A 26,361-nucleotide genomic window follows, 5' to 3' on the forward strand; every position below is an offset into this window, starting at 1 on the left:
TTTCAGATTGCCACTAAGGCCATTCATCGGCATCGTCAGCAAGACGATTACCACCACCTGCCTGTTGGCCCCCGCGGCGCACGTGTTCGATTGATGGCAGCAGACGTTTTCACGCATCTTTCCGGCGGAGAGTTGGTGTCGTCACAGCCTGGCAGGCATGGAGGACACGATGCTGCTCAAGGGTGAACGAACATTCGTGGTGCGGGATGCGGGAGGCTTCGTCGCGCACGTCAACATGCCGGGATGGCTGAAGCCGAAACCGCGCGATCACGGCCACGGCCCTCTCGCCATGATCGTCGAATCCCTCCTGGACCCCGGCCGCCTGATCGCGATGCATGAGCACCAGGACGACGAGATCGTCTCCTGGGTGCCGGAAGGCGTGATGCGCCACGACGACAAGGCCACCGGCCGGCTGGTGGTCGACCGCGACCATCTGATGGTGATGAATGCCGGAACAGGCTTCTGGCATTCCGAGGAGACGCTGGCCTCCGATCCGCCGCTGCGCATGCTGCAGATCCTCATCCGTCCGTCCGCGGCCGGTCTCGCGCCGAAAATCCAATACGGCCCGATCCTCACGGCCGCGGCGAATGTCTGGCGACATCTGGTCGGCCCCGAAGGGGAGGGCGCGCCGTTTTATGTCCGCAGCGCCGTCGACATCTTCGATATCCGGCTGGATGCGGGCGCGCGGGCGGAATTCCCGCGCAAGCAAGGCAGGGATCTCTATTTCTACGTCTTCAGCGGCGCCGTCGTCGTCGACGGGCAAAGCTTTGCCGAAGGCGAGCAGGGGCTGCATCTGTCCGATGCCAGCCTCGAAGCAGAGGCGAAGAGCTCAAGCCTCCTGGTCGCCTTTCTGCTCGACCCGAACGCGCCGTTCGCCAGGCAGGGAACGGTCGGCGACCACAGGAAGATCCCGCCGGCCATCATCATCCGCGCCTTTCTGAAATGGCGGAAATTTCGGCAGCTGTCGCGGCGCGCTTCATAGCCGCGCCCTTTGATCGATGATTACCGCAAGTCGCTTCCGCTTTCGGCAATTGTGCGGTAGCCTGTGCGTTCGTTCATCGCGCGAAGGTTTCGCTGCGACCCCAGAGACGCCGAGGACGGGCGAGTTGCGACCGTCCAGAGTTCGGAACAGTTTTCGTCAGCCGCGATAAGGCTGAAAATGCGATTGTGAACGGAACAAGCATGCCTGCAATTGGGTTTCGAACCTTAGCGTTCAAAAGGAGGAGCATTATGCCGACGGTTGCTGCGACACCCATTACTCCGCCCGACCAGCACGTTGTCACCGCCCGCGAAGCCATCGAGCCGCTTTATGAAAAGCTCGAGCTTCAAACGGAATCGCTCGTTCTCTCCGCAGCGCTGGAAGCAGGATGGTCTCCTGATGAGGCAACGGAAGCGCTGGCCGCACTCAGACTGCAGGACGCACTCTCCATCCTCGACGAACGAACCGGCCAGTAAGCTCGAGAACAAATCGACGAGATCGGGTGGTGGTATCTTGGGATCGCGGCCGCTTCCTCGATCTCATCTTTGCGGACGATCAATCCCGCTCGTGTACGACCCGCACCGTCGCCATCCATCTCCGGCGCGGCGATTGATGTGATGGACATCACTGCGGCGCCTGACAGTGCTGCCGTCTCATTGAGACAGAAGCAGCATAATTCCCTGCGATCATTTTTCTAAAGCGCGTCGCGTCAAATTTGATTCATGCGACGCGCTTCAGCTCTTGTTTTGATGCATGTCGTTGTCCCGGAACCGCCGCACATTTCCGGGCGACACGCATTAATTCGGTCGAAGCTTTTTGGTCGCGATCAGCATGACGAGATCTTCGGAGGCATCTGCGAGCGCCAATGCCAATTCCGCAGCCGACCATCCATGTTTCTGCAAACTGACGAGCATCTCAACCATTGCGACTTCGACCTCTCGTCTGCAGCTCGAAAGCGGCTTCAATTCGATATGTTCCTCATCACATGCGGTAGTCATCTTAGCCTCCATTCTGCCACATGGGCAGCGTCGCAAAAATTCGCCAGTGGGTGGATATAGTAAGGGTTGCGTGCAAGCCTCGGGCTCATTACGCATCGACACAGACGGCCTCGGCTGCGCGCAACCCTTCGCGCGCCATCAGTTGCCGATGTCCGGCCTCAGGAGCGTCTCGCATGAATGTGAGCAGGGAAAACCCGCACGATCGACGATAGGAATTTTTCCTCGCGCCTGATGGTTGTGCGGAGAAGAACTGCTGTCGTAAGCCGACGCTCGCGCAAAGCGCGCACGAATATTGCCCAGATAGTTCACGACCTATCCTCCTGTTCTCGCATTTTTTGTTTTGAATAAGTGTCGTTTCACGTTGAGGGTGCTTTGAAACTGCATGGCACCGGCAAGTGAGCTTTTTGGAATTTCCGAACGTTTTCGGAATTAACCATTGCTTAATTAGATACAGGAACAGGACGCGATTGTCGTTATCGCCGCATCCTGAAAATTATCGGTGCGTCCATTTCTGCTCGCATAGGAATATGATAAGTAGCTTATGCACGTAGAGCTTCAGTCGATTCGGTTCCATCGGATGGGTTGCGCGGAGGTTTCAGCCGCGAAAACGATTGCTTGCTTCAGTTTCAACAGCCCGGATCGGCTATGCGCTGGAGGAATTGGATGGTTACGGAGTCTGGAGATGACCCCGCTGGTGGACGGGAGTGGCCGGCCCATTTGGAGCGGCGGCGCTGGCCGCGCGAACCGTCGCCGCAGAAAGAACATCGGGCGGACGTTCCGCCGGCACTGGTGCCGTTGCGATTTTCGACGCAAGACCTGCCGCCGAAAGAACAGTTCCAGTCCTGGCGATCCCACATGGCGCCGCTTGTGGATGTTCATCTGCCGGACGGAAAATCAGAGGACGACGGTTTTCTTGCGGAACAGACCGGCTGGCATCTCGGCGATATCCTCATCGTCCAGCAGCGCGCGCAGGCATGCAGCTATATTCGCGATCAGGCCATGCTGCGATCGAGCCCAATCGATCACTGGAATGTCGGCGTGCTGCGCAGCGGCCGGGCCTGGACCGAGGCCAATCGCCATGTAACGGAGACCGGCCCGGGTGAGATATTTTTCAGGTCGCTTGGTTATCCGTATCGCGGGCGGATGACCGATTCAGTCGCCGTGCTCGTCTTCCTGCGCTATGAACTGCTGACCCATGATGCGAGTCTTCTGCAGAACGCCAACAACACCGTCCTCTCCGGTAGCCTGGCTGAATTGCTCGTCAGCTATATCAACGGCCTGGAAGCGAACCTCAGCAATTTGACGGTGGAGGAGGTGCCGCGGATCATACGGACGATCGGCGATATGGTCGTTGCATGCGCCGCATCGTCCACAAGTTTGGATCGCGCTCAGGAACAGGCCAATATGGGGCTGATGGAGCGGGCGCATCGCTTTATTCACCTCAATCTTCATTCCGATAGCTTGACGCCGGAGGTCATGTGCCGTGCGCTGGGCATCTCGCGGACGCGGCTCTACCAATTGTTCGAAACGAGCGGGGGCGTCTTCAATTACATTCGCAAACGTCGATTGCTGCAGGCCTATGCGGATCTTACCAACCCGACCGACAACAGGCCGATCTCGGAGATTGCCGAGGCCGCCGGCTTCGACGTTGCAGCCAATTTCACACGCGCCTTCAGTCATGAATTCGGGCTCAGCCCGCGTGAAGTCCGAAAGACCATCGCCACCGAGCGCCCGGCCATCCCCGCAACACGTTCCATGCAACGTTTTGGGACAACGATCGGCGACTGGCTGACGCTCGCACATTGACGCCGTGTATGGCGAAGCTTTCCTCAACTCAGTCTAAGATCCACCCCGGGATACAACTCTTCAATGCGGGGCGAAGTCATTGTCAGCGGCACGCGCGGTTACGCAGCTACAACGGTGCGGATATGCTACCAACTTCCACCGTCCCTCAGATTGGTGGGGGTACGGGCTCAAACGCCTCGACGTCGTCTACAGAGCGCATGCGAGCGCTGAAATTACTCGGCATCCACCAATTGGGTTGGCTGCCCAGCAACATCTGGAAAAAGCCCGCCGCGTACTCCATGTCCTGGTTCGCATTTTCCCGAAAAGACCACCAGCTGCGAAGATCATCCACCATCTGATTGATGGGAACGTCAATGTGGAATTCCTGGTCCATCGTGGCAGCATACACAGTCAGGCAAAATGTCGTGGCCACATATCCCTCCGGCCAGAAGGCCGCCGGCGAGCCCGGGTCGACGCTGGCGGGGGCGCAAACCGCCTTGATCGGCATGTCGGCTACGAGTTCGCGCAATACCAGCGAGGGTGCAAACTGAAAAAACTCGCGCCGTTCCGCCCTCTCTTTCGGTCTCTGACGGTCGACACTATCCAGCCAGCGAACAAAGGCGCTCGCCAGCTTGACGTCGTCAATCGCGAATTCGCACGCCATTGCTTCGCGGCAGAGTGCGACATGTTTATGAAAGGCTGCCTTGAACCAGTGCAGCTGCCTGACCGCCACCCTTAGCGGTTTGTTGGTTCCAGGCAGATTGTGCACGGACCGGGACAAATCAAACATGACTTGCGCACCGTTTGAGTAGCGAGGCCAGAGCCGAGATGTCTTTCTTCTGATAGAGATCCTGAATCGTCACTTGAACAGCGGCTGCAAGATCGGTGGCGGCGGAGATGATCGCGTCTCTGTCAGCGTCGTCCGTCTCCGTGAGCAATGAGAGCATTGCTGCAAAAATTGCAACGACGATGACCCTGGAGTGCGCAACCGGTGATTGGTCGTCCAACTGGTCGATTGTTATCGAGCCGTCATCTGCCAGCTGCAACGTCAATTGGGCCGCAAGCTCGAAAACATCTTGCGAATGACCCAGTCGTGCGAAGGCACGGCGGCCGGCAGTTTGGCTCACCAACACTCTCTTGGCGCCAAGACGGCTCAAGACGAGTTTCATCGTTTGATAATAGGCGACCGAAAACTTATGGTCGGGCCGAGCAGAGGAAACGATTTCGCGCATATTTTCGGAATTCGTCGCGGGATCGCTCAAGACGGAATGTGCAAAATCGCAGACGAAATGATCGACGTTGCGGGCAAGGACTTCGAGCTCGCTCAATGCGGAAAGGGCGATCCCCGATGCCGGTGCCGGGAGCCGGCGCGGCGCAGTCTCCTTCACCGTGTCGCGCCCCTTTTTGAGGGTATAGCGCAGTGACCTCAATACGTCCTTGAGTTGCGTCGCTTGTGGAGCAAATTCTGGCGACATGCCAACCTACCCTCTTGCCTCATTGCGCCTCTGTTAGGCCACAATATCATATCGCAATTCGCGTCTGGGTGTCGCCTTAATAAATGCACGGGTCGCATCATAGCTCGCCACACCGGCCTGACTTCCCAGGCCAGTAGCGTTCAACGCGGAGGAGGCTTGACCAAGTTCGACCGCATCACGAGGCGACAGTCCCTTTACCAATCCACTCGCGAAACCGCCATTGAAGCAGTCACCGCAGCCGCATGTGCACTTTACATCGACCTGGAACGCCGGCGAGTGGAATTCCAAGCCCGTCTCGTCGTGATAGTAGGCGCCCTCGGCTCCCAAAGTGAGAATGACACATTTGGCTCCTCTGCTGAGAAGGAAAGTCGCCAGGTCCTTGTTGTGTGTCAATCCGGAAAGTGCCTGCGCTTCCTCTTCAGAAGGCAGGAAATAATCCGTATAAGGCAACAGAGCTTCGATTTTGGGAAGGTCGGCCGGCGTCGACGCGAAGACGTCAAGCGTGGTGATCACACCTCGACGGCGCGCTTCCGCCATGAGTTCCGCGGTACGACCGGAATCATCCATCCGATTCATCAGGCCGACCCCACCCACATGCAGGATCTTGGTGTCTAGAACTCGATCTATTTCCGAATCCGATACGAAGAACGCATCGGTCGCACCGCGTTTGTGCAGTGCCGGTCGCTGACCATTCGGCCGTGTCGTCACGATTGAAGAGGATGTCGTATAGCCCTCGTAGCGCCGCATCATGGTGGTGTCTACGCCGAAAGACTGCAGCTTCATATGGACCCAGTCGCCCATATCATCATAGCCCACTCCGCCGACTGCTTGCACCGAGAGGCCATACTTGGCAGCCACGATCGCCGCCGAACCGGCCGCGCCGGATACGGCCAAAGTGAAGTCTTCGACGAAAAGGGTTTGCCCTCCAGCCGGGATTTCCGCGACCGGTCGGCAAAGGGCATCGAAGGTGTAAAAGCCGACGCAGCTGAAATCAAAGGTCGCCGACATCACTGGACTCCGATCCTGTTGCCATCACTGTCGAAAAAGTAAAGCCGGCTGGGATCAAACCCGATCGATATTGTGGAATCGATTTTTGCACGGAATTCGCGGCCAGCCTTGATTTCGAAAATCTTCTCTGGAGTGCGGACGGACAGGTAGGTGATATCACCGGTCGGCTCGACGCCAAAAACGGTGCCGTTGAGATTTTCGCCGCCGATCATGCAATCCTCCGGCCGGAAGCCGAGGGTAACCTGACCGGACAGCTTTGCAGGGCAGGCCACGTTCACGCCGGCAGCCGAGAAAACCCCATTGTCTGCAGAGCCCGACACCAAGTTCATCGGCGGCGAGCCGATGAACCCCGCGACAAAGGTATTCGCCGGATTCGAATAGATCTCATCGGGGGTGCCGATCTGCTGAATTATGCCTTTGTTCATGATGACGATCCGATCAGCGAGCGTCATTGCCTCGATCTGGTCGTGTGTCACGTAAACCGTGGTCACCTTCAGGTCGCGCTGCATGTGCTTGATCTGGACACGCATGCTGGCACGCAGCTTCGCATCGAGGTTGGAAAGCGGCTCATCCATGAGAAAGACTTGCGGCTGGCGGACGATAGCGCGCGCCAGCGCAGCGCGCTGTCTCTGACCGCCCGAAAGCGCGCCGGGCTTGCGCTCCAGAAAAGCCCCAAGTTCAACCATATCCGCGGCACGGCGAACGAGGCTGTCATGCTTGTCCTTGGGGATGCGCCGCATCCTAAGGGGAAACCGAATGTTCTCGTAGATCGACATATTCGGGTACAAGGCGTAGCCTTGGAAGACCATTGCAACGTCTCGATCGCGGGCATCGATCTCGTTCACAACATTGCCGCCGATACGTATCTCTCCGCCCGTCGGGTGCTCCAGACCAGCAATCATGCGCATGGTCGTGGTCTTCCCGCAGCCCGACGGCCCCAAAAGGACCAGAAACTCCTCATCGGCGATATCGAGAGTGACATCCTGGACTCCAAAGAAGGAGCCGAAGCTCTTCACGATGTTCTTAAGTTCAATAGAAGCCATAGAATTATCCTTTCACAGCGCCCATGGTCAGGCCGCGCGAGAGATGCTTCTGGATCAGGATAACGAGGATCAAGATCGGAGCGAATGCGAGGAACGAGACGAGTGCGATTGCGTTGTAGATCACCCCGTCGGAGCCGCCTGTGAAGTTGGCGAGCGCAACGGACATCGTGTAAGCCTTGGAGGTCGAGGCGATGAGAAGGGTGAACAAGAATTCGTTGATAGCGAAGATCGCTGCTATTACTGCCGCAGTGATGATACCGGGCAGGCAAGCCGGGATCATGATCTCCCAAAGAATGGTCAGGTCTCCGGCGCCGTCTGTTCGTGCCGCGTCTTCCAGTTCCTTCGGGATATCCAGCATGTAGCTGCGAATGATCCAGGTGACGAGGCTGAGATTGATGGCTGCGTAAATGAGCATCAAAGCCCAGACGGAATCCAGCAAACCCATATTCTTGAACAGAAAGAAGATCGGCACCGCAACGATGGCCGGCGCCATCATACGCGTCGACAGGATGTAAAAACCGATGTCCTCCCGGCCGCGGAACTCATAACGAGCCAACGCGAAGGCTGCGGGAATTGCCAGCAGCAGATCAATGACGACCGAGCCCGCCACTGCCACGACCGAGTTTCGCAGATATGACGCTATGGGCCAGTCGCTGACGAGCAGGCGCCAGGCGTCCAAGCTCCACGTCGGCCAGTAGATCGGCCGTGGCACGATGATCTCAGTTCTCGGTCTGAACCCTATTGTGAGGAACCAGATGATCGGGACAAGACAAACAAGCGCCCAGGCGACAAGGATGATGTAGCGAAGAGGGAGGCTTTCACCACCGTTTTTTCGAATGCTGGCCATATCATGATTTCCCGGATTTGAAGGCGCGCTTTACGACAGTCTGGGCGATGACGATCGTGAAGATCAGCATCAGCACCGATGCCGCCGACGCGTATCCGAAATTGAACATCCTGAAGCCCTGACGGTAGATGAAGTAGCTCATCGTCTCCGTTGCGCCGCCCGGTGTGCCCTGGGTCATGATGTAGACGTTCGTGAACATCGTCGTGATATCGATGCCGCGAAGCGTTACGGCGACCACGATGATGGGCCTCATCATCGGCAGTGAGATGTTCCAGAAAATGCTGCTCCAGCTTGCCCCGTCCAATCGAGCCGCTTCCTCGATTTCCTCATCCTGCCCTTGAAGAGCTCCGACGAAGATGATGAAAAGAAACGGTGTCCACTGCCACACGTCCGCGACAATCAGCGTAAGTCTGGCTAGCCAGATAGACGCAAGCCAGTCGACATTGTTGGAGACTATTCCGATCGACATCAGAATATCGGAAATCACCCGGCCGTCATTGAAAGCAAGCTTCCAGATGAACGCTACCGCCGACGGCATGAACAGCATCGGCATCAGGAAAATGATGCGCCACCCGCGGACAAACGGATCCCGGTAACAGAAGAAGGCCACAGCCATCGCGATCACCGACTGCAGGACAAGGGATATGCCGCCGATGACAGCGGTATTTCCCAAAGCAGCCCAGAATTCACGATCTTGGATGATCCGTGTGTAGTTGCCGAGCCCGACCCAAGACCAAGTGACGAACTTGACGACAAAGAGGCTTTGATACATCGCGAAAAGACCAGGATACAGGGTGATCGCGAGTAGGTAGGCTACAGCAGGTCCAACCAAGAGATACGGGAAGACCTTCCTCGCCGTAGCCGAACGGGGACGAGGTCTTGCGGGTAACTTTACGTTGGAGGCGGCGAACGCCGCCTCCGTTTCAAGTCTTTGAGTTGAATGTGTCATGATCTTAGAAAGGCAGTGCCTTGCCCTTGCCTACATAGAGGCCTGGCTCCGCGTCCGAGTAAGCAATCGGGGCGCTTCCACCGGAGAAGCCATTCTTCTCCAGAATACTCTTCCAGGCTTTTTGCCCGTTCTCGAGGGCTTCTTTCGCTGAAATCTGACCGGTGACCGCCCGGTTGATTTCATTCCCGAGCGCCTGCTCCATCTCGAACATCCCGGGAATGCGCGGCGCGCACCACGCATGTTCCAGACTGTCCGCCCACACCTTCATGGGCTGGCTGACAGCACGGAGACGTTCGTTGGCAAGAACGGACCGGTAGCCCGGAGCAACACCATTCGCATTCGCTTCGTTCATCGCCATGATAGACGAAGTCGTGAGGAATGCGAGCATAAGGAACGCGCCCTCGGGGTTTTGCGATGTGGCTGCAACGCAGGAGGTCGACCCGGCAATATTCGGCGGAGCGAAGACGCCGCCTGAAATGCGAGGCTCGTAGATGGTAACAAAATCATCGACGATCTTCGACTGATCAGGCCGCATGGCCTGTGTGCCGCTGTCCTGCCAGCTGATATTCGCTGCAACCTGTCCGCCAAGCCAGGCGGCACGGTTTTCACCCCAGCCGGCGCCGGATACGCCTTCGATGGCGTTTTTCTGCAGAGCCATGATGATATCCATGGCCTTCATCCCGGCATCACTTGTGAGCTGCGGATTCCATTGACTGTCGAACAAGGTAAGGCCAGCTTGCGCCGCGATATGCTCCCAGGTGTAGGTGGCCCAGAAACCACGGGCCGCCATCAAGCCAACACCCGCTACGCCGCCGCCGAGCTTGTTTGCTTCGGCCGTGACGCGAATGAGCTCGTCGTAGCTAGGCACGGATTGGGCTCGATCAATGGGGCCGCCGAGAATCTTCTCCATGATCGACTTGCGCAGATGCACCATCTGAACGTCGCAGTCGAACGGGATGCCGACCAGCTTGCCGCCGACGTAGCCGTAGTTCAGACGATAGGTATCATAGAAGTCGTCCAGCGGCAGTTTCCACTTGTCCGCATATTCGCTGAGGTCGGCGAGGAAGCCTGGGCCGGCGAAATCACCGAGCCACGGCGAGAAGAACTGCAGGGCGTCGAAGGATGCGTTGCCGGAAATGAATTCGGAAACCGCCTTGTCATAGAAGCTGTCATCGGGGATCGGAACCAGCTCGACCTTGATGCCTGACAATTGTTCAAAGGGCTTCAGCCCCTCAGCTGCCGACTCTTGGTCAGCAGCGCCTACGGCAAACCTGACGGTTTTCCCGCTCTGTTCAGAGCGAATTTTTTCCCAATCCACCGTACGGATCCAGTCCTTCGCTGGGTCCCACAGTGGATCGTCCGACATCTTGTAAAGCTTGCGGTAGTCCTCGCGGACATAATCCTTGACCGAAATCTTGTCCAAAACCGACTGGATATCCGGCAGACCCGATTGCGCGAATGCGGGCAGCCTGAGGGCCGAGGCCGCGCCGGCAGCAAGCCCGAAAGCTGCGGAATGCCTCAGGAATCCGCGGCGTGATACGCCCGAACTTAAGACTGTCATGTTGTACTCCTCCCAATCTGAATAAATCAGTTGAATGCCAATGGAGGCAAGACTGTTTCGGTGCGGCCTCCACTCCGCTTCCATCCCTAGCATTATCCTCTAAGGCGAGAACATTTGCTAACAGAGAATACAATGTGTTCATAACGCTCGGCTGTCAACCGGTTTTTCGACCGAGATTGCGGGGTCAGGAGTGAACATCGCGATTTATTTGGATAACTTTGTGCACTGCGGCGGCGCGGAGTGCGCCTATTTCTTGCCGATCTATGCACTGCGAGATAAATCCTGTAACGAAACTCATGAAGTTGGGACGGGCGCCGAGATCACGGGAAAAGCGCTGATTTCGTGCCAATGTCACCTGCCGACCTTAATGCACGCGAAAGGAAGCTAGATGCAGATCACGCCTCCAGTTGCCATGGTTCAGAGCGATTCTGAGAGGCTGCGAGCGCGAGTCGCATGGCTCTACCACATCGAGAATTACACGCAGCAGGACATCGCCGCCCAATTGGGCATCAATCGGGTAATGGTCGTCCGACTCTTGGCGGAAGCGCGTCGGCGCAACGAGGTGCGCGTGACCATCTCCTCGCCGCTTTCCGATATGATCGCCCTTGAAAGAGAGCTGGAGACGACGTTTGGGATCAAACAGGTCATTGTTGCGCCCTTCGCCGATACTGAAGGCGACCCAACGAAGGTCATTGCAGCAGCAGCCGGAACGCTGATTACCGGTTTGATGCATTCCGGCATGATTGTTGGCGTGGGTTGGGGGCGCACCCTTTATAATACCTTGCCATTTATTGCCGGGGCCGCCCTCGACGACTTTCGCGTCGTCTCACTGCTCGGAGGCATTTCGGCCGCGCGTCGCTTCAATCCTGCCGAGTTTGCCTGGCAGTTCGCAGAGCTTTTCAAAGGCGAGGGTTTTCTGGTGACCGCACCGGCAGTGGTGGATAGCCCCGAGACGAAGCATGCGCTGCTGGAAAGATGTGGACTTGCCGCGATTTTCGAAATGGCGGATAAGCTCGACGTCGCACTTCTCTCGGTCGGCGGGATCTCTGCACTGACGACGAGCTATCGCACCGGGTATTTGAGCGAGGCTGACCGTCGGTCTTTGATTGACGCCGGAGCCGTCGGAGACGTGCTTTATAATTTCATCGACAAGGACGGCAACGTTATCGACCACGAGGTTAATGCTCGGGTGATATCAGTGAACCTCGAGCGGTTACGGCGCACACCGGAACGCATCCTAATCTCGGGTGGACCCGAAAAGCTGGCAGCGCTTCGTGCCTGCCTTGTTACAATAAAGCCAACAACCTTGGTGACCGACGAGCAGACTGCGGGCGCCCTGCTGGCGTCAGTGTAAATCGATCGCCCGGAGCGCCAACGGACCGGAAGTGGCGCTCTCCCATTTTTGCGATAGTGTGCGCAGTGTAGCCTGCGCACTATCCCGCGCGGCAAATCGCGTAATCCATACCAGCAACAAAATCAATCACGGCCGCGGCACGCTCTTCGGGTGCTGGCTTTCGCTTGCCCGCGAGGGTAATCACTTGCGTTCCATTGAGTTACAAAAGTTCTCGTTTTCCGCACAGGATGAGCGCCAGCGGCATTTTGGATGCCAAGTTGAGAACATATTGATTGACTGAATAACAAATGTACATTACCAATCTGTCTCGGATGAATTCGGGAGGAATGGAATGCCCATCAACGTTGCGCCAACCGGGCTTGCACGCGATCTCATGCGTCGAGAGACCGAGGGAAAGCCTATTCGCATTGGACTGATTGGAAGCGGGGAGATGGGCACCGATATCGTGACCCGTGTCGCCCATATGCAAGGTATCGAGATCGGGGCAATCTGCGATCTCAACGTCACTCGTGCCCGCGAAGCCGTTGATATTGCTTACCGGGAAGACGGTCATCATCGCGAAGCCGCCAGTACTGACCAACTCAACAATGCGATCGAGTCGGGCAAGATCGCCATCACAGCCGACTCCGCCAATATTCTGAACAGCGGCTTGATCGACGTCGTCGTCGATGCCACCGGCGTGCCTGCCGTCGGTGCGGAAATCGGCCTTGCAGCCATGGAGCACGGCAAGCACCTCGTGATGATGAACGTCGAAGCCGACGTTACCATCGGCGCCTATCTCAAGAGTGAGGCTGAGCGGCTTGGCGTTACCTATTCGCTCGGAGCGGGAGACGAGCCATCGTCTTGCATCGAATTGATCGAGTTTGTTTCGGCGATGGGTCATCCGATCGTAGCGGCAGGCAAGGGCAAGAACAACCCATTGAACATCGATGCGGTGCCGGACCAATACGCCGAAGAAGCGGCGCGCCGGAACATGAACGTTCGCATGCTTGTCGAATTCGTCGACGGCTCGAAAACGATGGTGGAAATGGCCGCCATCGCAAACGCAACAGGTCTGGTGCCGGATAAGCCCGGCATGCATGGCCCGGCGGCCACGCTTGACGAACTGTCGAAGGTTCTCGTGCCCGAAAAAGACGGCGGCGTACTGACGAAGGCAGGTGTTGTCGACTATTCGATTGGGAAGGGTGTTGCCCCTGGTGTTTTCGTCGTTGCGGATATGTCGCATCCGCGGATCTCGGAGCGCATGGAAGATCTGAAGATGGGCAAGGGGCCGTATTTCACCTTTCATCGGCCATATCATCTGACCTCATTGGAGGTGCCGCTCACCTGTGCCCGTGTCGTTCTTTACGGAAAGCCGGACATGGTGCCTCTGTCCACCCCTGTGGCTGAGGTATGTGCCGTGGCCAAGAAGGATCTCCAGCCTGGCGACAAGCTCGATGCAATCGGCGAGTACTGCTACCGCGCCTGGATCATGACCGCGCCGGAAGCGCGCAGCGCCTCTGCCATTCCATGCGGAATGCTGCAGGGAGGCAAGGTGACCGCGCCGATCAAGAAGGGTGAACTGATTACCTACAGCAACGCATCGGTCGCGGAAGGCTCTCGTCTAGCCGTCTTGCGTGCCCGGCAAGACGCTCTCGTTTACGGCAGGGAGGCGTAAATGGCGAACTCAGCAAGAGCGATGAAGAGTGCCGAGACCAGCAATCTGCCCTTCATCTACCGACAATATACACGTGACCAGCTGCTGGATGCTCTTCGGAAGATGCACCTCATCCGCCGGTTCGAAGAAGGCGCTGAGGAAAGCTACACACGTGGTCTCATCCATGGGACGATGCATCTGTCGATCGGTCAGGAAGCCAGCGCTATGGGCGTTTGCCTCCCGCTGACGCAAGAGGATCAGATCACCTCGACCCATCGAGGCCACGGTCACTGCATCGCCAAGGGCGCGGATGTCAAACGCATGTTCGCTGAGTTCTTTGGCAAGACGACCGGCTATTGTGCCGGCCGCGGCGGTTCCATGCATATTGCGGACGTTACGACCGGCAACCTCGGCGCGAATGGTATCGTCGGGGGCGGCCTGCCAATCGCCGTTGGTGCCGCGCTGACATCGAAGCGCCTGAAGACCGGAAAAGTGGTCGTCTGCTTCTTTGGTGACGGCGCAAACAACGAAGGAGCGTTCCACGAGGCGCTGAACATGGCTGCCGTTTGGAAATTGCCCGTTATCTTCGTCTGCGAAAACAATGGCTACGGCATGTCGACATCGACCGCGCGATCGACGGCGGTTGCCAATATCGCAGACCGCGCCAGCGCTTACAGCATGCCCGGCGTCATCGTCGACGGCAACGTGCTCTCCGAAGTGGCAGAAGCCACTCACAATGCTGTCGAGCGCGCGAAGCGCGGCGAGGGACCATCCCTCATCGAGTGCAAAACCTATCGTTATCGAGGTCATTCGAAAAGCGACCGAAATCGCTACCGCACGAAAGACGAAATTGAGGACTGGATGAGCAACCGCGATCCAATCGCTCGGTTCGAAACAGAGCTCCGGGAGTTTGGTGTCGCGAACGACACTGAACTCGCGGCAATCCGCAAGTCTGTCGAGGACGAAATCGCCGCCGGGATTGAATTCGCAAAACAAAGCCCGATGCCTGAGATTTCCGGTTTGGCCGATAACGTCTACACGGAGCAAGCGTAATGGATACCACGGTTCGAGAGCTCAGCTACTCCCAAGCAATCCAGGAAGCCATGGCGATCGCGATGGAAGCGGACGAGCGCGTCATCCTGATGGGTGAAGACATCGGTGTCTACGGCGGCGCTTTTCAGGTCACCGGCGATCTCATCGACAGGTTCGGACCTGATCGCGTGATGGACACGCCGATTTCCGAGCTTGGCGGCGCTGGCGTCGCGGTCGGTGCCGCGATGACCGGACTGAGACCGATATTCGAATTTCAGTTCTCAGACTTTGCCACTCTGGCGATGGAGCAAATCGTCAATCAGGCCGCCAAAATGCGCTACATGCTCGGCGGCGAAGTCTCGGTGCCGGTTGTCATGCGGTTTCCAGCCGGCTCCGGGACCGGGGCGGCCGCCCAGCATAGCCAGAGCCTGGAGGCGTGGCTTGGACATGTCCCCGGTTTGAAGGTTATTCAGCCGGCAACTCCACATGATGTTAAGGGCATGCTGCTCGCCGCCGTCGCCGATCCCGACCCGGTGATGATCTTTGAACATAAACTCCTCTACAAGATGAAGGGACCGGTTCCGGAAGGCCACTACACGGTTCCTCTCGATAAGGCAGAGATCCGCCGACAGGGTAAAGATCTTAGCATCGTCGCGACGTCGATCATGGTTCATAAGGCGCTCGATGCGGCCGAACAGCTGGCAGCGGAGGGGATCGACGTCGAAGTGATCGATCTCCGTTCGGTGCGTCCGATCGATAGAGCGACCGTGATCGCAAGTGTGAAAAAGACGACAAGGCTGCTCTGCGTATATGAGGGCGTCAAAACGCTGGGAGTCGGTGCAGAAATAAGTGCGATCATCGCTGAAAGCGACGCATTCGACTATCTCGATGCACCGATTGTCCGCCTTGGCGGCTCCGAGACGCCAATTCCCTACAATCCGGAGCTCGAGAAGGCTGCCGTTCCGCAAGTCCCCGACATTTTCAATGCCGCGCGGGACCTTGTGAGGGGAGTGCGATAGCATGGCGACGGAAATCATCCTCCCCAAGGTCGACATGGATATGGCGACCGGCAAGATCTCGAAGTGGTTCTTCAAGGAAGGTGACCGCGTCGGGAAGGGCGACGTGCTGTTCGAAATTGAAACCGACAAAGCGGCAATGGAAATAGATTCCCCCGCTGCGGGGATTCTTCGCAATGTCAACGGCGAAGAAGGCGTTGATATCGCGGTCGGCTCGGCGGTCGCTTGGATCTACGAGGAGGGCGAGGAACATCAGGCCGCGTCTGCGCCATCTGCGCCGGCCCTTCCCGCAGAGACGGGGACTTCGGATGCGACCGATCTCGGCTCAATCAGCGCACCGCATCATAACGCATCGGCGGGTGCCGGGAGCTCAATTCGGGCTACGCCCTTGGCAAGGCGCCTGGCACGGGAAAACGGTATCGATCTGGGATCCGTGGCCGGGACCGGTCCGCATGGAAGGATCCGGAGCGCTGATGTTTCGAAGGCTCGGGGTGCCGAAGCACCACTTGCCCCGTCCGCGCCCGCCGGCGCGCAGCATGTCGGGCAGAAAGCTGCGTCCGATGGGTCCTTGGCGCTGTTTGCCGAAGGCACGTTCGATGTGCAGCCTCATACCCCGATGAGGAGAACGATCGCCCGGCGATTGCTGGAGGCGAAGACAACCATTCCGCATTTCTACCTGTCGCTCGACTGCCGCATCGATGCTCTGCTCAAGCTGCGAGCCGAGCTCAACGCGTCGGCGCCGATGGCAGATGGCGCGCCGCAATTCAAGTTGTCGGTCAATGACATGGTCATCAAGGCCTACGCGCTGGCCCTTGGATCAACACCCGACGCGAACGTGTCCTGGACGGAAGAGAGCCTCTTGCGTCATCATTTCGTCGATGTAGGGGTTGCCGTTTCCGTGGCGGGTGGTCTGATCACGCCAATCATCCGGCATGCGGAATCGAAGACGCTATCCACGATCTCGAATGAGATGAAGGATTTGGCTACACGCGCCCGATCGGGAAAATTGAAGCCGGCCGAGTACCAGGGCGGCACCGGAGCAATATCGAACCTCGGTATGTTCGGGGTGAGGGAATTCGCCGCGATCATCAATCCTCCCCATTCAACAATCCTGGCCGTTGGTTCTGGGGAGAGAAGGCCTGTCGTCAATGCTGAAGGCGACTTGTCGAGCGCGACTGTCATGACTGTGACGTTGTCAACCGACCATCGTGCGGTAGACGGTGCTCTCGGCGCACAGCTCCTCGGAAAGTTCCAGGCGTTCATCGAGAATCCGATGAGCATGCTGATCTAGCTTCCTCCCAGGCCTCGGGGGATCTTGTCACGAGGCGAAGGCCTCGTGACGGATCCCCCATCTTTTCAAGGAAAACAGATGTCCTACGACGTCATCATCATCGGCTCCGGCCCCGGCGGCTATGTCGCCGCCATCCGCGCGGCCCAGCTCGGCCTCAAGACGGCGATCGTCGAGCGCGAGCATATGGGCGGCATCTGCCTGAACTGGGGTTGCATCCCGACCAAGGCGCTGCTGCGCTCGGCCGAAGTGCTCGACCATGCCAACCACTTCAAGGATTTCGGCCTGGTTCTCGAAGGCACCGTCAAGCCGGACCCCAAGGCCGTCGTCGGCCGCTCGCGCGCCGTTTCCGCCCGTCTCAACGCCGGCGTCGGCTTCCTGATGAAGAAGAACAAGATCGACATCATCTGGGGCGAGGCGAAGCTGACGAAGCCCGGCGAGATCGTCGTCGGCAAGTCGTCGAAGCCGGTCGTCGAGCCGCAGCATCCGCTGCCGAAGAACGTCAAGGGCGAGGGCACCTATACCGCCAAACACATCATCATCGCGACCGGCGCCCGCCCGCGCGCGCTGCCGGGCATCGAGCCGGATGGCAAGCTGATCTGGACCTATTTCGAGGCGCTGAAGCCCGAGGCGCTGCCGAAGTCGCTGATCGTCATGGGCTCGGGCGCGATCGGCATCGAATTCGCCAGCTTCTACCGCTCGATGGGCGTCGATGTGACGGTTGTTGAAGTCATGCCGACCATCATGCCGGTCGAGGATGCCGAAATCACCGCCATCGCCCGCAAGCAGCTGGAAAAGCGCGGCCTGAAGATCTTCACCAGCGCCAAGGTCACAAAGGTCGAGAAGGGGGCGGGCAGCATCACGGCCCATGTCGAGACGTCGGATGGCAAGGTGCAGCAGATCACCGCCGACCGGATGATTTCGGCCGTCGGCGTTCAGGGCAATATCGAAAATCTCGGCCTTGAGGCGCTCGGCATCAAGACCGACCGCGGCTGCGTCGTCGCTGATGGTTACGGCAAGACCAATGTCGCCGGCATCTATGCGATCGGCGACGTCGCCGGCCCGCCGATGCTGGCGCACAAGGCCGAGCATGAGGGTGTGGTCTGCGTCGAGAAGATCGCCGGCCTGCCGAATGTCCATCCGACCGACAAGGGCAAGGTCCCCGGCTGCACCTACTGCAATCCGCAGGTCGCCTCCGTCGGCCTCACCGAAGCCAAGGCCAAGGAGCTCGGCCGCGACATCCGCGTCGGCCGCTTCTCCTTTGCCGCCAACGGCAAGGCGATCGCGCTCGGCGAAGACCAGGGCATGGTCAAGGTGATCTTCGACAAGAAGACCGGCGAGCTTCTCGGCGCCCACATGGTCGGCGCCGAAGTCACCGAACTCATCCAGGGCTTCGTCGTCGCGATGAACCTCGAGACGACAGAGGAAGAGCTGATGCACACGATCTTCCCGCATCCCACAGTTTCCGAGACGATGAAGGAAGCGGTGCTCGATGCCTATGGCCGTGTGCTGAACGCTTGAGGCGCGACCATAAAACGCCGCTTGATCATGCGTCAAAGACGCAGCCGGCGCATTTCGGCTAGAGGAGGATTTTCAGATGGCACGCATTACGCTCAGGCAGTTACTGGATCATGCAGCGGAGGAGGGCTACGGCGTTCCCGCCTTCAACATCAACAATATGGAACAGGCGCTCGCCATCATGGAAGCCGCGGATGCGGTCCGCGCCCCCGTCATCATCCAGGCATCACGCGGCGCGCGCGCTTACGCCAACGACATCATGCTCAAGCATATGATGGATGCCGTCGTCGAAATTTACCCGCACATTCCCGTCTGCGTGCATCTGGACCACGGCAACGATCCGGCCAGCTGCATGACGGCCATTCAGGCAGGCTTTACCTCGGTCATGATGGACGGCTCGCTGAAAGCGGACGCGAAGACACCTGCCGACTGGGATTATAATGTCGGCGTGACAAAGAGAGTGACCGAAATGGCCCATCTCGGCGGCATCTCGGTCGAAGGCGAGCTCGGTGTGCTCGGTTCTCTGGAGACCGGCATGGGAGAGGCCGAGGATGGGCACGGCGCGGAAGGCAAACTGTCGCATGACCAGCTGCTGACCAACCCGGACGAGGCGGTGCGATTCGTGCGTGAAACTGGCGTCGATGCATTGGCAATCGCGATGGGAACCTCGCACGGCGCCTACAAGTTCACCCGTAAGCCCGACGGTTCGGTGCTGGCGATGAATGTCATCGAGGAAATCCACCGCAAGCTACCGAACACCCATCTCGTCATGCACGGGTCGTCGTCGGTCCCCGTCGAGTTGCAGGAGATCATCAACAAATACGGCGGCCAGATGAAGCCCACCTGGGGCGTGCCGGTCGAAGAAATCCAGCGCGGTATCAAGAACGGCGTGCGCAAGATCAACATCGACACGGACGGCCGCATGGCGATGACCGGGCAGATCCGCCGGGTCTTGCAGGAAGATCCGAGCGAATTCGATCCGCGCAAATATCTGAAGCCGGCAATGGCCGCGCTCACAAAGCTTTGCAAGGAGCGCTTCGAACAGTTCGGCACTGGCGGCATGGCGGAGCGGATTACGCCCCTTCATGTTTCGGTGATGGCAAAGCGCTATGCGTCCGGCGAGCTCGATCCGTGTTTCTCGTGATTATGAGCACATGGAGCACCGAAACCGTCGGAACTTATGTTCCGACCAGGTGCCAACTGTCTACCGGAGATCCCACAGCTCACATTCTGCGCCCGATAAGATGAACATTTAGACGCCATCAGCGCCGTTTGTAATACCGAAACGTAAACTTAATCAGTCCGTGTCATCCTGTCTCAATTCGGAGCAGCGAGTGCTTTTGGGAGAGGCAAAATGGACAGGATTCTTGCGCGGTTCAGGATTCAGACCAAGGTTATCGTACTGGTTCTGCCGCTATTGCTGACGATCGTCGCTGTCGGCGCCACAGGACTCTACGCATCAGGTGTCCTAGAAGCGCGCCTCAGCACATCGAATGGCGTGGTCCGGCTGCTTTCAGGATTCAAGGCGGTTTATGCCGGCATTACGACGTTCCTTCGCGAGCCCGATGCGGCGACATTCAAGCAAGCCTCCGAAATAACTGCAGCACAGATCAGCGCACTCGACCGCATGATCGATGTGATTCCGGACGCCCAGGCTGCTGCTGAATTGCGCAAAGCGCAGCACGCAACCGGCACGATCCTGAGCCACATTAACGAGATATGGAAACTTCGACAGGACCGTTCGCAGCTCACGAACAACATTGCCGCGCAGCTCGACGCGCTGAACTCCGTGCAGATGGAACTTGGCAAGCACGCATTCAAGATCGTCGCCCAGGCTGCTCAGCTTGATAACAAGCGGAAATCGAGGCTTTCCGATACGTTGGCACTTCAATCCATTCTCAGCGGCTGCGAAAATCTCGAGGTTCAACTACGGTCGCTTGATGCCCAGTCCCTGCGACGCGAAGAAACAGCGGTGCGCGCATCGTTGGAAGCCCTCGCACACAAACTATCGAAATCTGACCGTCTTCTCACTTCGTTGGGTGTGCGAGACGGGTCCCGCATCGCAGACAGGATTCTGGCATTTCTGAACCAAAGTGGAAGCCGGGAAACGGAGGGCCAGTCCGCGGAATTGGCCATCGCCAATGACTTGGCTGGTTTGTCGGAAAGGTTGCGAGTGCAGAGCGCGGCAGCGGTTGAACAAGCCGCTGCCGATCTGAATGGTTCGAGCGGTGGCTCTGTCGACGCCGACAAGGTGACGAAAAAGCTTCGGTCGATTGTGAGCAACGGCAGCGACGTAAAAATCGCCTTTGCCGGCCTTTTGGGCGAACCGACCGCGGATAACGTCAAGGCAGTCGAGCGAACCCTTTTTGTCTATGCAGGCGAGATACAGTTGCTGACGGAACTGGCGGCGATCGATTCTTACTTCGGCGACGTCCCGGGAACGGTAGGGGAAATCGCCGACAAATTACGCGAAAGCGCAACTGGACTGGAGGCAAATCGGGGCCATGCCGAGGAGCAATACCGCCACGCAACTGACAAGATCAACGAGATCTGGGGGTTGATGGACGCATTTGCGGACGCTCAGCGGCAGATGGCTTCGACCGAGCGGTCGTTGACGAACTCGGTGTCTCTGACATCTATGGCGATTGGATTTCTCGTCGCGATAGCATCGGGTGCTGCCTTGGTCGTCACGCTCAAGCGGCCAATCGGCTCAATCACCGAAATCATGCGACGTTTGGCAGGCGGTTCGTTGGACATTGCGATCGATGGAGACCGACGAAAGGATGAGATCGGCGAGATGGCGCGTGCACTTGCGGTCTTCAAAGAAAATGCCGTTCAGAAGATTGCCATCCAGGCGCGCACGGAAGAACTCCATCGACTGGCGGAATCGGAGCGGGAGATGAACGATCGCGAACGAGCTTCTACCCAGAAAAACATCGAACTGGCGGTAACGTCACTTGCGGACGGACTTAGAAATCTGGCGACCAGAGATCTGCGGAACACCATCGAGGTCCCATTTGCTGGGGATCTGGATATCCTCAGGCGAGACTTTAACAGCACCATCAGCGACCTAAGCTCAACGATGCTGGACGTCCGTGCAACGTCAGCCGAAATTCACACCAATGGCCGGCTCCTGGCGGATGCGTCGGAAGAGCTTTCTCGCAGAAATGAACAGCAGGCAGCCTCGATCGAGCAAACCGCGGCGGCGATCGAAGCGATCACCATCACCGTAGCGGAGGCCTCTAAACGTGCAACGAACGCGGCTGACATCGTACAGCGCGTCAAGCTCGAAGCCGATGCCTCACTTGTTATCGTCGAACACGCTATCGCTGCGATGTCTCGGATCAAGGAGGCATCCGATCGCATAACAAGTATCGTAACGGTAATCGACGGAATAGCATTCCAGACAAATCTTCTCGCGCTGAACGCTGGCGTCGAGGCTGCCCGAGCTGGAGAAGCAGGGAAAGGATTTGCTGTCGTCGCGCATGAAGTCAGAGAACTTGCCCAACGCGCCGCTTCGGCGGCGAAAGAAATCGGCGCCCTTATCCATCATTCGACGACCGAAGTCGACGCGGGTGTGGATTTTGTCGAACAAGCCGGCCATGCCCTCGATGATATTGCGCTAAAGATTGGCGAGGTTTCCCGGGATGTTGGGCAGCTAGCACTCTCGAGCCAAAGCCAGGCAAAGAGCCTCAATGAGGTCAACCAGGCCGTAGGTACCATGGAAAGAGTGACCCAGCTGAACGCCGCAATGGCCGAGGAGGCTGGTGCGGCCACGCGCCGGCTTGCGGAGCAAGTAGACGACCTCGTTCAACTGGTCGGGTCGTTTGCACTTAATGAACCGCCATTAGCCCACGCCGAGAGGGCAGCCTAGCCTTGGGGTCAGCTACCCATGGCGATTCAGTCCACGTCTCAGCGCAATAAGGATATTCCCGTTGAAGCTCGATTCAAACAAGCAGTTCTCCGCCTTTCTTTTCGATATGGACGGGACGCTTCTGACTTCCATCGCCGCTGCCGAGCGAGTTTGGGGTGCGTGGGCGAAACGCCATGGGCTGGATCCCATCGCGTTTCTGCCAACAATGCACGGGCAAAGGGCGATCGACACGATTCGGCGGCTGGAGCTTCCCGGCGTGGACCCGGAGATTGAAGCTGCAAAGGTCACAAATGCGGAGATCGACGACGTGCATGGGGTTGTCGCGATTGCAGGAGCGGCAGAGTTCTTGGCTGCTCTTCCCACTGATCGGTGGGCGATCGTCACATCTGCGTCAAAGAAGCTCGCTCAGAGGCGACTTGAAGCCGCAGGGCTAAGCACACCACGCATTATCGTGACCGGGGAAGATGTCGCGGTGGGTAAGCCGAACCCTCAATGTTTCCTTCTCGCGGCAAAACGGCTCGGAGTTCCGGCTGGGAATTGTCTTGTTTTTGAAGATGTTGAGGCCGGCGTGAAAGCCGGGCAAGCGGCAGGCGCAGACGTAGTGGTCGTCACAGCGGCCGGGCACAATTTAAATTTACCTGGTAACCCAACCATAAATGACTACACAGAGGTCGCGCCGGTGGTATCCGCAGACGGACTGCTGTCAATCAAAGCGGTTTAGCCATGTTTCGGGGCGCTGGCGGCAGCGCGCCGGTCCTCATGGCGGGATTATCGAAAAGCGCGCGAATGGGCGCGGTGTACTCGTACTCGTCAGGCTCTGGAGCGGCTCGTCATAGTGGTCTTGATCGTCCGCCTCGAATTTGCCAAGGCAAAAGGCAGGGTGTTATCTAGAAGCTGACGGATGACCGTCTCGGATGCGTGGATCCTATGCGGACTGCCTGATCTTGATCTTAAACGGCAATATGATTTTCGCAGCCTCCTCGGCCTCCTCCCGGGAAGCCTCAATCAACCGGGCTATTGCAGGCCCGTAATCAAATGCGGGAACTGTCACCGTTGACAGCCAGGGAGCCAGCCAGTCGTTTAGGCGGTTGTCATCGAAACCCATCAAGATGACATCCTCGGGAATCGTAAGCCCCAGTTCAATCGCTGCGCGATGGACACCATAGGCGATCATGTCGTTGCCGCAAAAAATGGAGAGGCGCCTTTTGCTTTTCGAAAGCAATTTAAGCCCCTGCTCGTAGCCGGCCTCCATGGTATAGGCAGCCTCGACCTTCTTGACCGGACCGTGATCGCCCAGACCGGCTATGAAACCATCAAGCCGCTCGCTGCTTCCCGAGTAGCTTTTCGGACCGTGGATCGCTACGCAGTTCATGTAACCCCGCTCCGCAAAATATTGGCCGACTGCCATACCTGCAGCAAAATTGTCGACGCCCACATATGGCGCGACGATTCCCTCGGCCGGCCGCCGATTTACGAAGATTATGTTCTTTTGCCGGGAGCACAGTTCGCGCAACCGCGGCGTATCAATCGCGCCTTGTAAAACGATGGCTTGCGCGCGCAGTCCCTGCGCATCAGCGAGCAGGCGATCCTGCTGCTCTGCATTTTCGGCCGCATTCGCCAGGACCATGGAAAGACCCGACGACTTCAAAGCATTTTCCAAAGATGCGGCAACGTCGGCGGTAAAGTGGTTCGATGCATCCGGCACGAGCATTACCACTACGCTGCTGCGAGCAAGACGGAGCGACCTCCCGATCTCCGAAGGAGTATAGCCGAGAATCTCCGCTGCCTTCTTGACGCTTTCGATCGTGTGAGGCGCGACCGCGTCGGCTTTTCCGCCAAAGTATCGGGACACGGTTGCCGTCGACACACCCGACAGGCGCGCGACATCTCTAACAGTAGGCGGCTTGGTCATCGCGGAAAACTCATATGTCTACTTCTAGCATCCGCTTCGTCGAAGCGGAAGGCCTCAGATGGCGTCGCCAGACCGGCGACGAAAGGCACCCTTCATGGTCAACAACACGTCGTCAAGCAATTTTAACGCTTGTTCACCTAACAGCGGCGGCTGATCAAAGCGCCAGGACGTTGTCTGCGTCGGCTGCGTGAGAATTGCAGTTGGCCAAGTTCCAGCGGTCGAAGCTATGTCAGCCATTCGAAGAAACAAGTCTGCAATGTAATCGTTGACATTGGCGAAAACCTGTCATTGTATACGTTAACATCGGCCACGTCGCTGGATGAGCAAATCCGCAAGGCAAGTTTCTGGCGGTCGCGGCGGATGAAAATCGACTATTCCTGAAAGAGCGGAGGAAGCTGGGCTTTTACCGAGCCTGCAAATGGATACTGAACCGCAGACGGCCGATGTCGTCGCCAGCCTCTTCTTCACCTGCAGTGTCGACGTTAGGAAATTTGCAACCGAGCGGCGGCAACGCCCATGCAGAAAAATTCACCCCCTATGACCACTCACGCTAGAACCCGGAGCCATTCATGCTTGATCTGCAAAACGCCAAGGGCCAGAATATTGCCCAGACGATCGAAAATTTCATGACGCTTGATCTGACGGGTGTCGGCCTTATAGGCAAGATCTACAACGCGCTGCAATCGCATCAGCCGGGCCCCGCCTGCATGGATGGCGCCAATTTGATCGTCGATGTGGTTCGCGAACATGGCGGCCCGATCGTGATTGCGACGGGATTTCCTGAAGGCGGCGGCGTCCCGGAAACAGACGGCCCGGTCGGCGCAGCGCTCCTCGCGCGCGCACTCTTCCTCGGGCTTGGTGTCGAGACCGTTATTCTGACCGATGACGATTGGGTCGGCATGATGGAGGGGACATGTCGAGGTGCCGGCCTTGCGCCGCTTTCGTTCCCTGAGGATGGCCGGATCAGATCGGTCGACTTCGTCCGGCCAGTCTATATTCGCAGCGTCCCGAAGGATACGGCGGGGTGCAAGGTCATCACGGATCAGCTTCTCGAGGTAACAAAGCCTTCGCTGGTGATCTCGATCGAGCGGCCAGGCCAGAACGACAAAGGCCTTTACCATGGACTTGGCGGGCGTCCGCTCGACAATCTTGTCGCAGATCTCGACCAGTTTTTCCTGAGCGCCAAGAAGCGCAAGATCCCCTTCATTGCCATCGGGGATGGCGGCAACGAACTTGGCATGGGGCTGATCGGTGAAGATCTCAAGGCTTTTTCGCCCAAGGCCAGGGATAGCGGACATCCTGGCCGGGGCGGCGTTGCTGCGGCAACCTCGGCGGATCACCTCATCGTATCGAATGTCTCAAACTGGGGAGCAACCGGGTTGATCGCCGCGCTGTCCGCACTTTTGGAGAAACCGTCAGTCTTTCACGACGGCGCGTTGGAACGCCGATGCATAGAACAGTGCGTCTCGTTCGGCGGCGTTGACGGGATGTTCATGGGGCCGGAGCCGGCTGTTGACGGCATCTCCGCCCGGGAATGGGAAGGGCTTGTTGATACGCTGCGCAACACGCTTGACCGATTGGCCGGTCGGGTCATCGGATGGAAAGGCGACAGCGGCGACTGGCGCCAGTTGAAGTGACGGAAGCGCCCGAGGGCTCGCCGACTGGCGGCACGCAGACGCGCAAGCCCCAAGTCTCGAAGATCTCCATCGGCGCGCCTGAGCGTTGCCGATTTTCCGATGACCTCGTTGCGGTCGGATGCCGACCGCGACAAATCTTTTGAACGCCTCGACATTTGCCCCGCCAGCCAAGATCTGAGCCTTGCTCGTCAAAGCCGGTTCCTGCAGCAGGCTCTGTCGAAACAGCCGATTTGAGAGCGTTTGGCCAAGGGTGGCCGCGGCAGCGGTCGATGCGTCCGCCACGCATGGCGTCTTCATTATCAACCACCATATCATCCCTCCTTTGATCGGTAACGAGGCCGCTTAGTCGCCGTCAACGAAAATGTAATCGTTGACATCGGGTTTTTTGTGATGTTGTATACGTTAACATCGCAAAATTGGCGATCGAGCCCTCGCGGCTCGCAGGGATC

General features: G+C 58.1%; 23 protein-coding genes. 13 read left to right on the top strand and 10 right to left on the bottom strand.

The features are described 5' to 3' along the window. Positions 1-169: 169 nt before the first annotated feature. Both CO671_RS27995 and CO671_RS28000 read left to right on the top strand, forming a co-directional pair. Entirely contained in the window at positions 170-982 is an 813-nt protein-coding gene (locus CO671_RS27995; RefSeq protein ID WP_097608697.1) for a pirin family protein, read from the top strand. A 248-nt stretch (positions 983-1,230) separates the two neighbouring features. Next, positions 1,231-1,455, top strand: a complete 225-nt coding sequence (locus CO671_RS28000; RefSeq protein ID WP_064684578.1) for a hypothetical protein — start codon at positions 1,231-1,233, stop codon at positions 1,453-1,455. 321 nt (positions 1,456-1,776) lie between these two features. On the opposite strand, the gene CO671_RS28005 is transcribed toward CO671_RS28000, so the two are convergent. After that, positions 1,777-1,977 (bottom strand): hypothetical protein, encoded by a 201-nt coding sequence (locus CO671_RS28005; RefSeq protein WP_097582271.1) that lies wholly within the window; start codon positions 1,975-1,977, stop codon positions 1,777-1,779. 138 nt (positions 1,978-2,115) lie between these two features. Further along, entirely contained in the window at positions 2,116-2,286 is a 171-nt protein-coding gene (locus CO671_RS33880) for a hypothetical protein (protein WP_170965064.1), read from the bottom strand. A 354-nt stretch (positions 2,287-2,640) separates the two neighbouring features. Here CO671_RS33880 and CO671_RS28010 point away from each other — a divergent pair, with 354 nt between their 5' ends. After that, a complete protein-coding gene (locus tag CO671_RS28010; RefSeq protein WP_097608673.1) occupies positions 2,641-3,783 on the top strand; it encodes an AraC family transcriptional regulator in 1,143 nt (380 codons plus the stop codon). A 145-nt stretch (positions 3,784-3,928) separates the two neighbouring features. On the opposite strand, the gene CO671_RS28015 is transcribed toward CO671_RS28010, so the two are convergent. The 7 genes from CO671_RS28015 to CO671_RS28045 are packed head-to-tail and all read right to left on the bottom strand — an operon-like array spanning position 3,929 to position 10,645. Continuing rightward, entirely contained in the window at positions 3,929-4,552 is a 624-nt protein-coding gene (locus CO671_RS28015) for a hypothetical protein (RefSeq protein ID WP_097608674.1), read from the bottom strand. Further along, positions 4,545-5,237, bottom strand: coding sequence for a hypothetical protein (locus CO671_RS28020; protein WP_141514498.1), 693 nt, complete (start codon positions 5,235-5,237; stop codon positions 4,545-4,547). Before CO671_RS28020 ends, CO671_RS28015 begins: the two co-directional genes overlap by 8 nt. A gap of 33 nt (positions 5,238-5,270) precedes the next feature. Continuing rightward, on the bottom strand, positions 5,271-6,245 hold the full coding sequence (locus CO671_RS28025; protein ID WP_097608676.1) for a sugar kinase: 975 nt from the start codon (positions 6,243-6,245) through the stop codon (positions 5,271-5,273). Beyond that, positions 6,245-7,288, bottom strand: coding sequence for an ABC transporter ATP-binding protein (locus CO671_RS28030; RefSeq protein ID WP_039621867.1), 1,044 nt, complete (start codon positions 7,286-7,288; stop codon positions 6,245-6,247). Before CO671_RS28030 ends, CO671_RS28025 begins: the two co-directional genes overlap by 1 nt. A gap of 4 nt (positions 7,289-7,292) precedes the next feature. Continuing rightward, entirely contained in the window at positions 7,293-8,135 is an 843-nt protein-coding gene (locus CO671_RS28035; RefSeq protein ID WP_097608677.1) for a carbohydrate ABC transporter permease, read from the bottom strand. 1 nt (position 8,136) lies between these two features. After that, on the bottom strand, positions 8,137-9,084 hold the full coding sequence (locus CO671_RS28040; RefSeq protein WP_097608678.1) for a sugar ABC transporter permease: 948 nt from the start codon (positions 9,082-9,084) through the stop codon (positions 8,137-8,139). Between the two features lie 4 nt (positions 9,085-9,088). After that, on the bottom strand, positions 9,089-10,645 hold the full coding sequence (locus tag CO671_RS28045; RefSeq protein WP_097608679.1) for an extracellular solute-binding protein: 1,557 nt from the start codon (positions 10,643-10,645) through the stop codon (positions 9,089-9,091). A gap of 388 nt (positions 10,646-11,033) precedes the next feature. On the opposite strand from CO671_RS28045, the gene CO671_RS28050 reads away from it, so the two are divergent. From CO671_RS28050 to CO671_RS28090, 9 genes are all read left to right on the top strand, one after another. Beyond that, positions 11,034-11,999, top strand: a complete 966-nt coding sequence (locus CO671_RS28050) for a sugar-binding transcriptional regulator (RefSeq protein ID WP_020919814.1) — start codon at positions 11,034-11,036, stop codon at positions 11,997-11,999. A gap of 331 nt (positions 12,000-12,330) precedes the next feature. Further along, positions 12,331-13,656 carry an NAD(P)H-dependent oxidoreductase gene (locus CO671_RS28055; RefSeq protein WP_097608680.1) on the top strand — a complete coding sequence of 442 codons (1,326 nt, stop codon included), beginning with the start codon at positions 12,331-12,333 and terminating at the stop codon, positions 13,654-13,656. Then, a complete protein-coding gene (locus CO671_RS28060; protein ID WP_097608681.1) occupies positions 13,657-14,688 on the top strand; it encodes a thiamine pyrophosphate-dependent dehydrogenase E1 component subunit alpha in 1,032 nt (343 codons plus the stop codon). Further along, positions 14,688-15,686: an alpha-ketoacid dehydrogenase subunit beta gene (locus tag CO671_RS28065; protein ID WP_097608682.1), complete on the top strand. Its 999-nt coding sequence runs from the start codon at positions 14,688-14,690 to the stop codon at positions 15,684-15,686. Before CO671_RS28060 ends, CO671_RS28065 begins: the two co-directional genes overlap by 1 nt. 1 nt (position 15,687) lies before the next feature. Further along, entirely contained in the window at positions 15,688-16,974 is a 1,287-nt protein-coding gene (locus CO671_RS28070) for a dihydrolipoamide acetyltransferase family protein (protein ID WP_010032657.1), read from the top strand. Positions 16,975-17,052: 78 nt separating this feature from the next. Continuing rightward, on the top strand, positions 17,053-18,492 hold the full coding sequence (gene lpdA / locus CO671_RS28075; RefSeq protein WP_097608683.1) for a dihydrolipoyl dehydrogenase: 1,440 nt from the start codon (positions 17,053-17,055) through the stop codon (positions 18,490-18,492). Between the two features lie 76 nt (positions 18,493-18,568). Next, a complete protein-coding gene (gene fba, locus CO671_RS28080; protein WP_097608684.1) occupies positions 18,569-19,633 on the top strand; it encodes a class II fructose-bisphosphate aldolase in 1,065 nt (354 codons plus the stop codon). 210 nt (positions 19,634-19,843) lie between these two features. Then, complete coding sequence (locus CO671_RS28085; RefSeq protein WP_010035042.1) at positions 19,844-22,363, top strand: HAMP domain-containing methyl-accepting chemotaxis protein; 2,520 nt, start codon at positions 19,844-19,846, stop codon at positions 22,361-22,363. Positions 22,364-22,424: 61 nt separating this feature from the next. Further along, on the top strand, positions 22,425-23,084 hold the full coding sequence (locus tag CO671_RS28090; protein WP_280953355.1) for an HAD-IA family hydrolase: 660 nt from the start codon (positions 22,425-22,427) through the stop codon (positions 23,082-23,084). A gap of 204 nt (positions 23,085-23,288) precedes the next feature. On the opposite strand, the gene CO671_RS28095 is transcribed toward CO671_RS28090, so the two are convergent. Beyond that, positions 23,289-24,275 carry a LacI family DNA-binding transcriptional regulator gene (locus CO671_RS28095; RefSeq protein WP_097608685.1) on the bottom strand — a complete coding sequence of 329 codons (987 nt, stop codon included), beginning with the start codon at positions 24,273-24,275 and terminating at the stop codon, positions 23,289-23,291. A gap of 569 nt (positions 24,276-24,844) precedes the next feature. Here CO671_RS28095 and CO671_RS28100 point away from each other — a divergent pair. Continuing rightward, positions 24,845-25,912, top strand: coding sequence for a glutamate cyclase domain-containing protein (locus tag CO671_RS28100; protein WP_097608686.1), 1,068 nt, complete (start codon positions 24,845-24,847; stop codon positions 25,910-25,912). Positions 25,913-26,361 lie beyond the last annotated feature (449 nt).

Source organism: Rhizobium sp. M10 (assembly GCF_002531955.1).
GTDB lineage: Bacteria > Pseudomonadota > Alphaproteobacteria > Rhizobiales > Rhizobiaceae > Rhizobium > Rhizobium etli_C.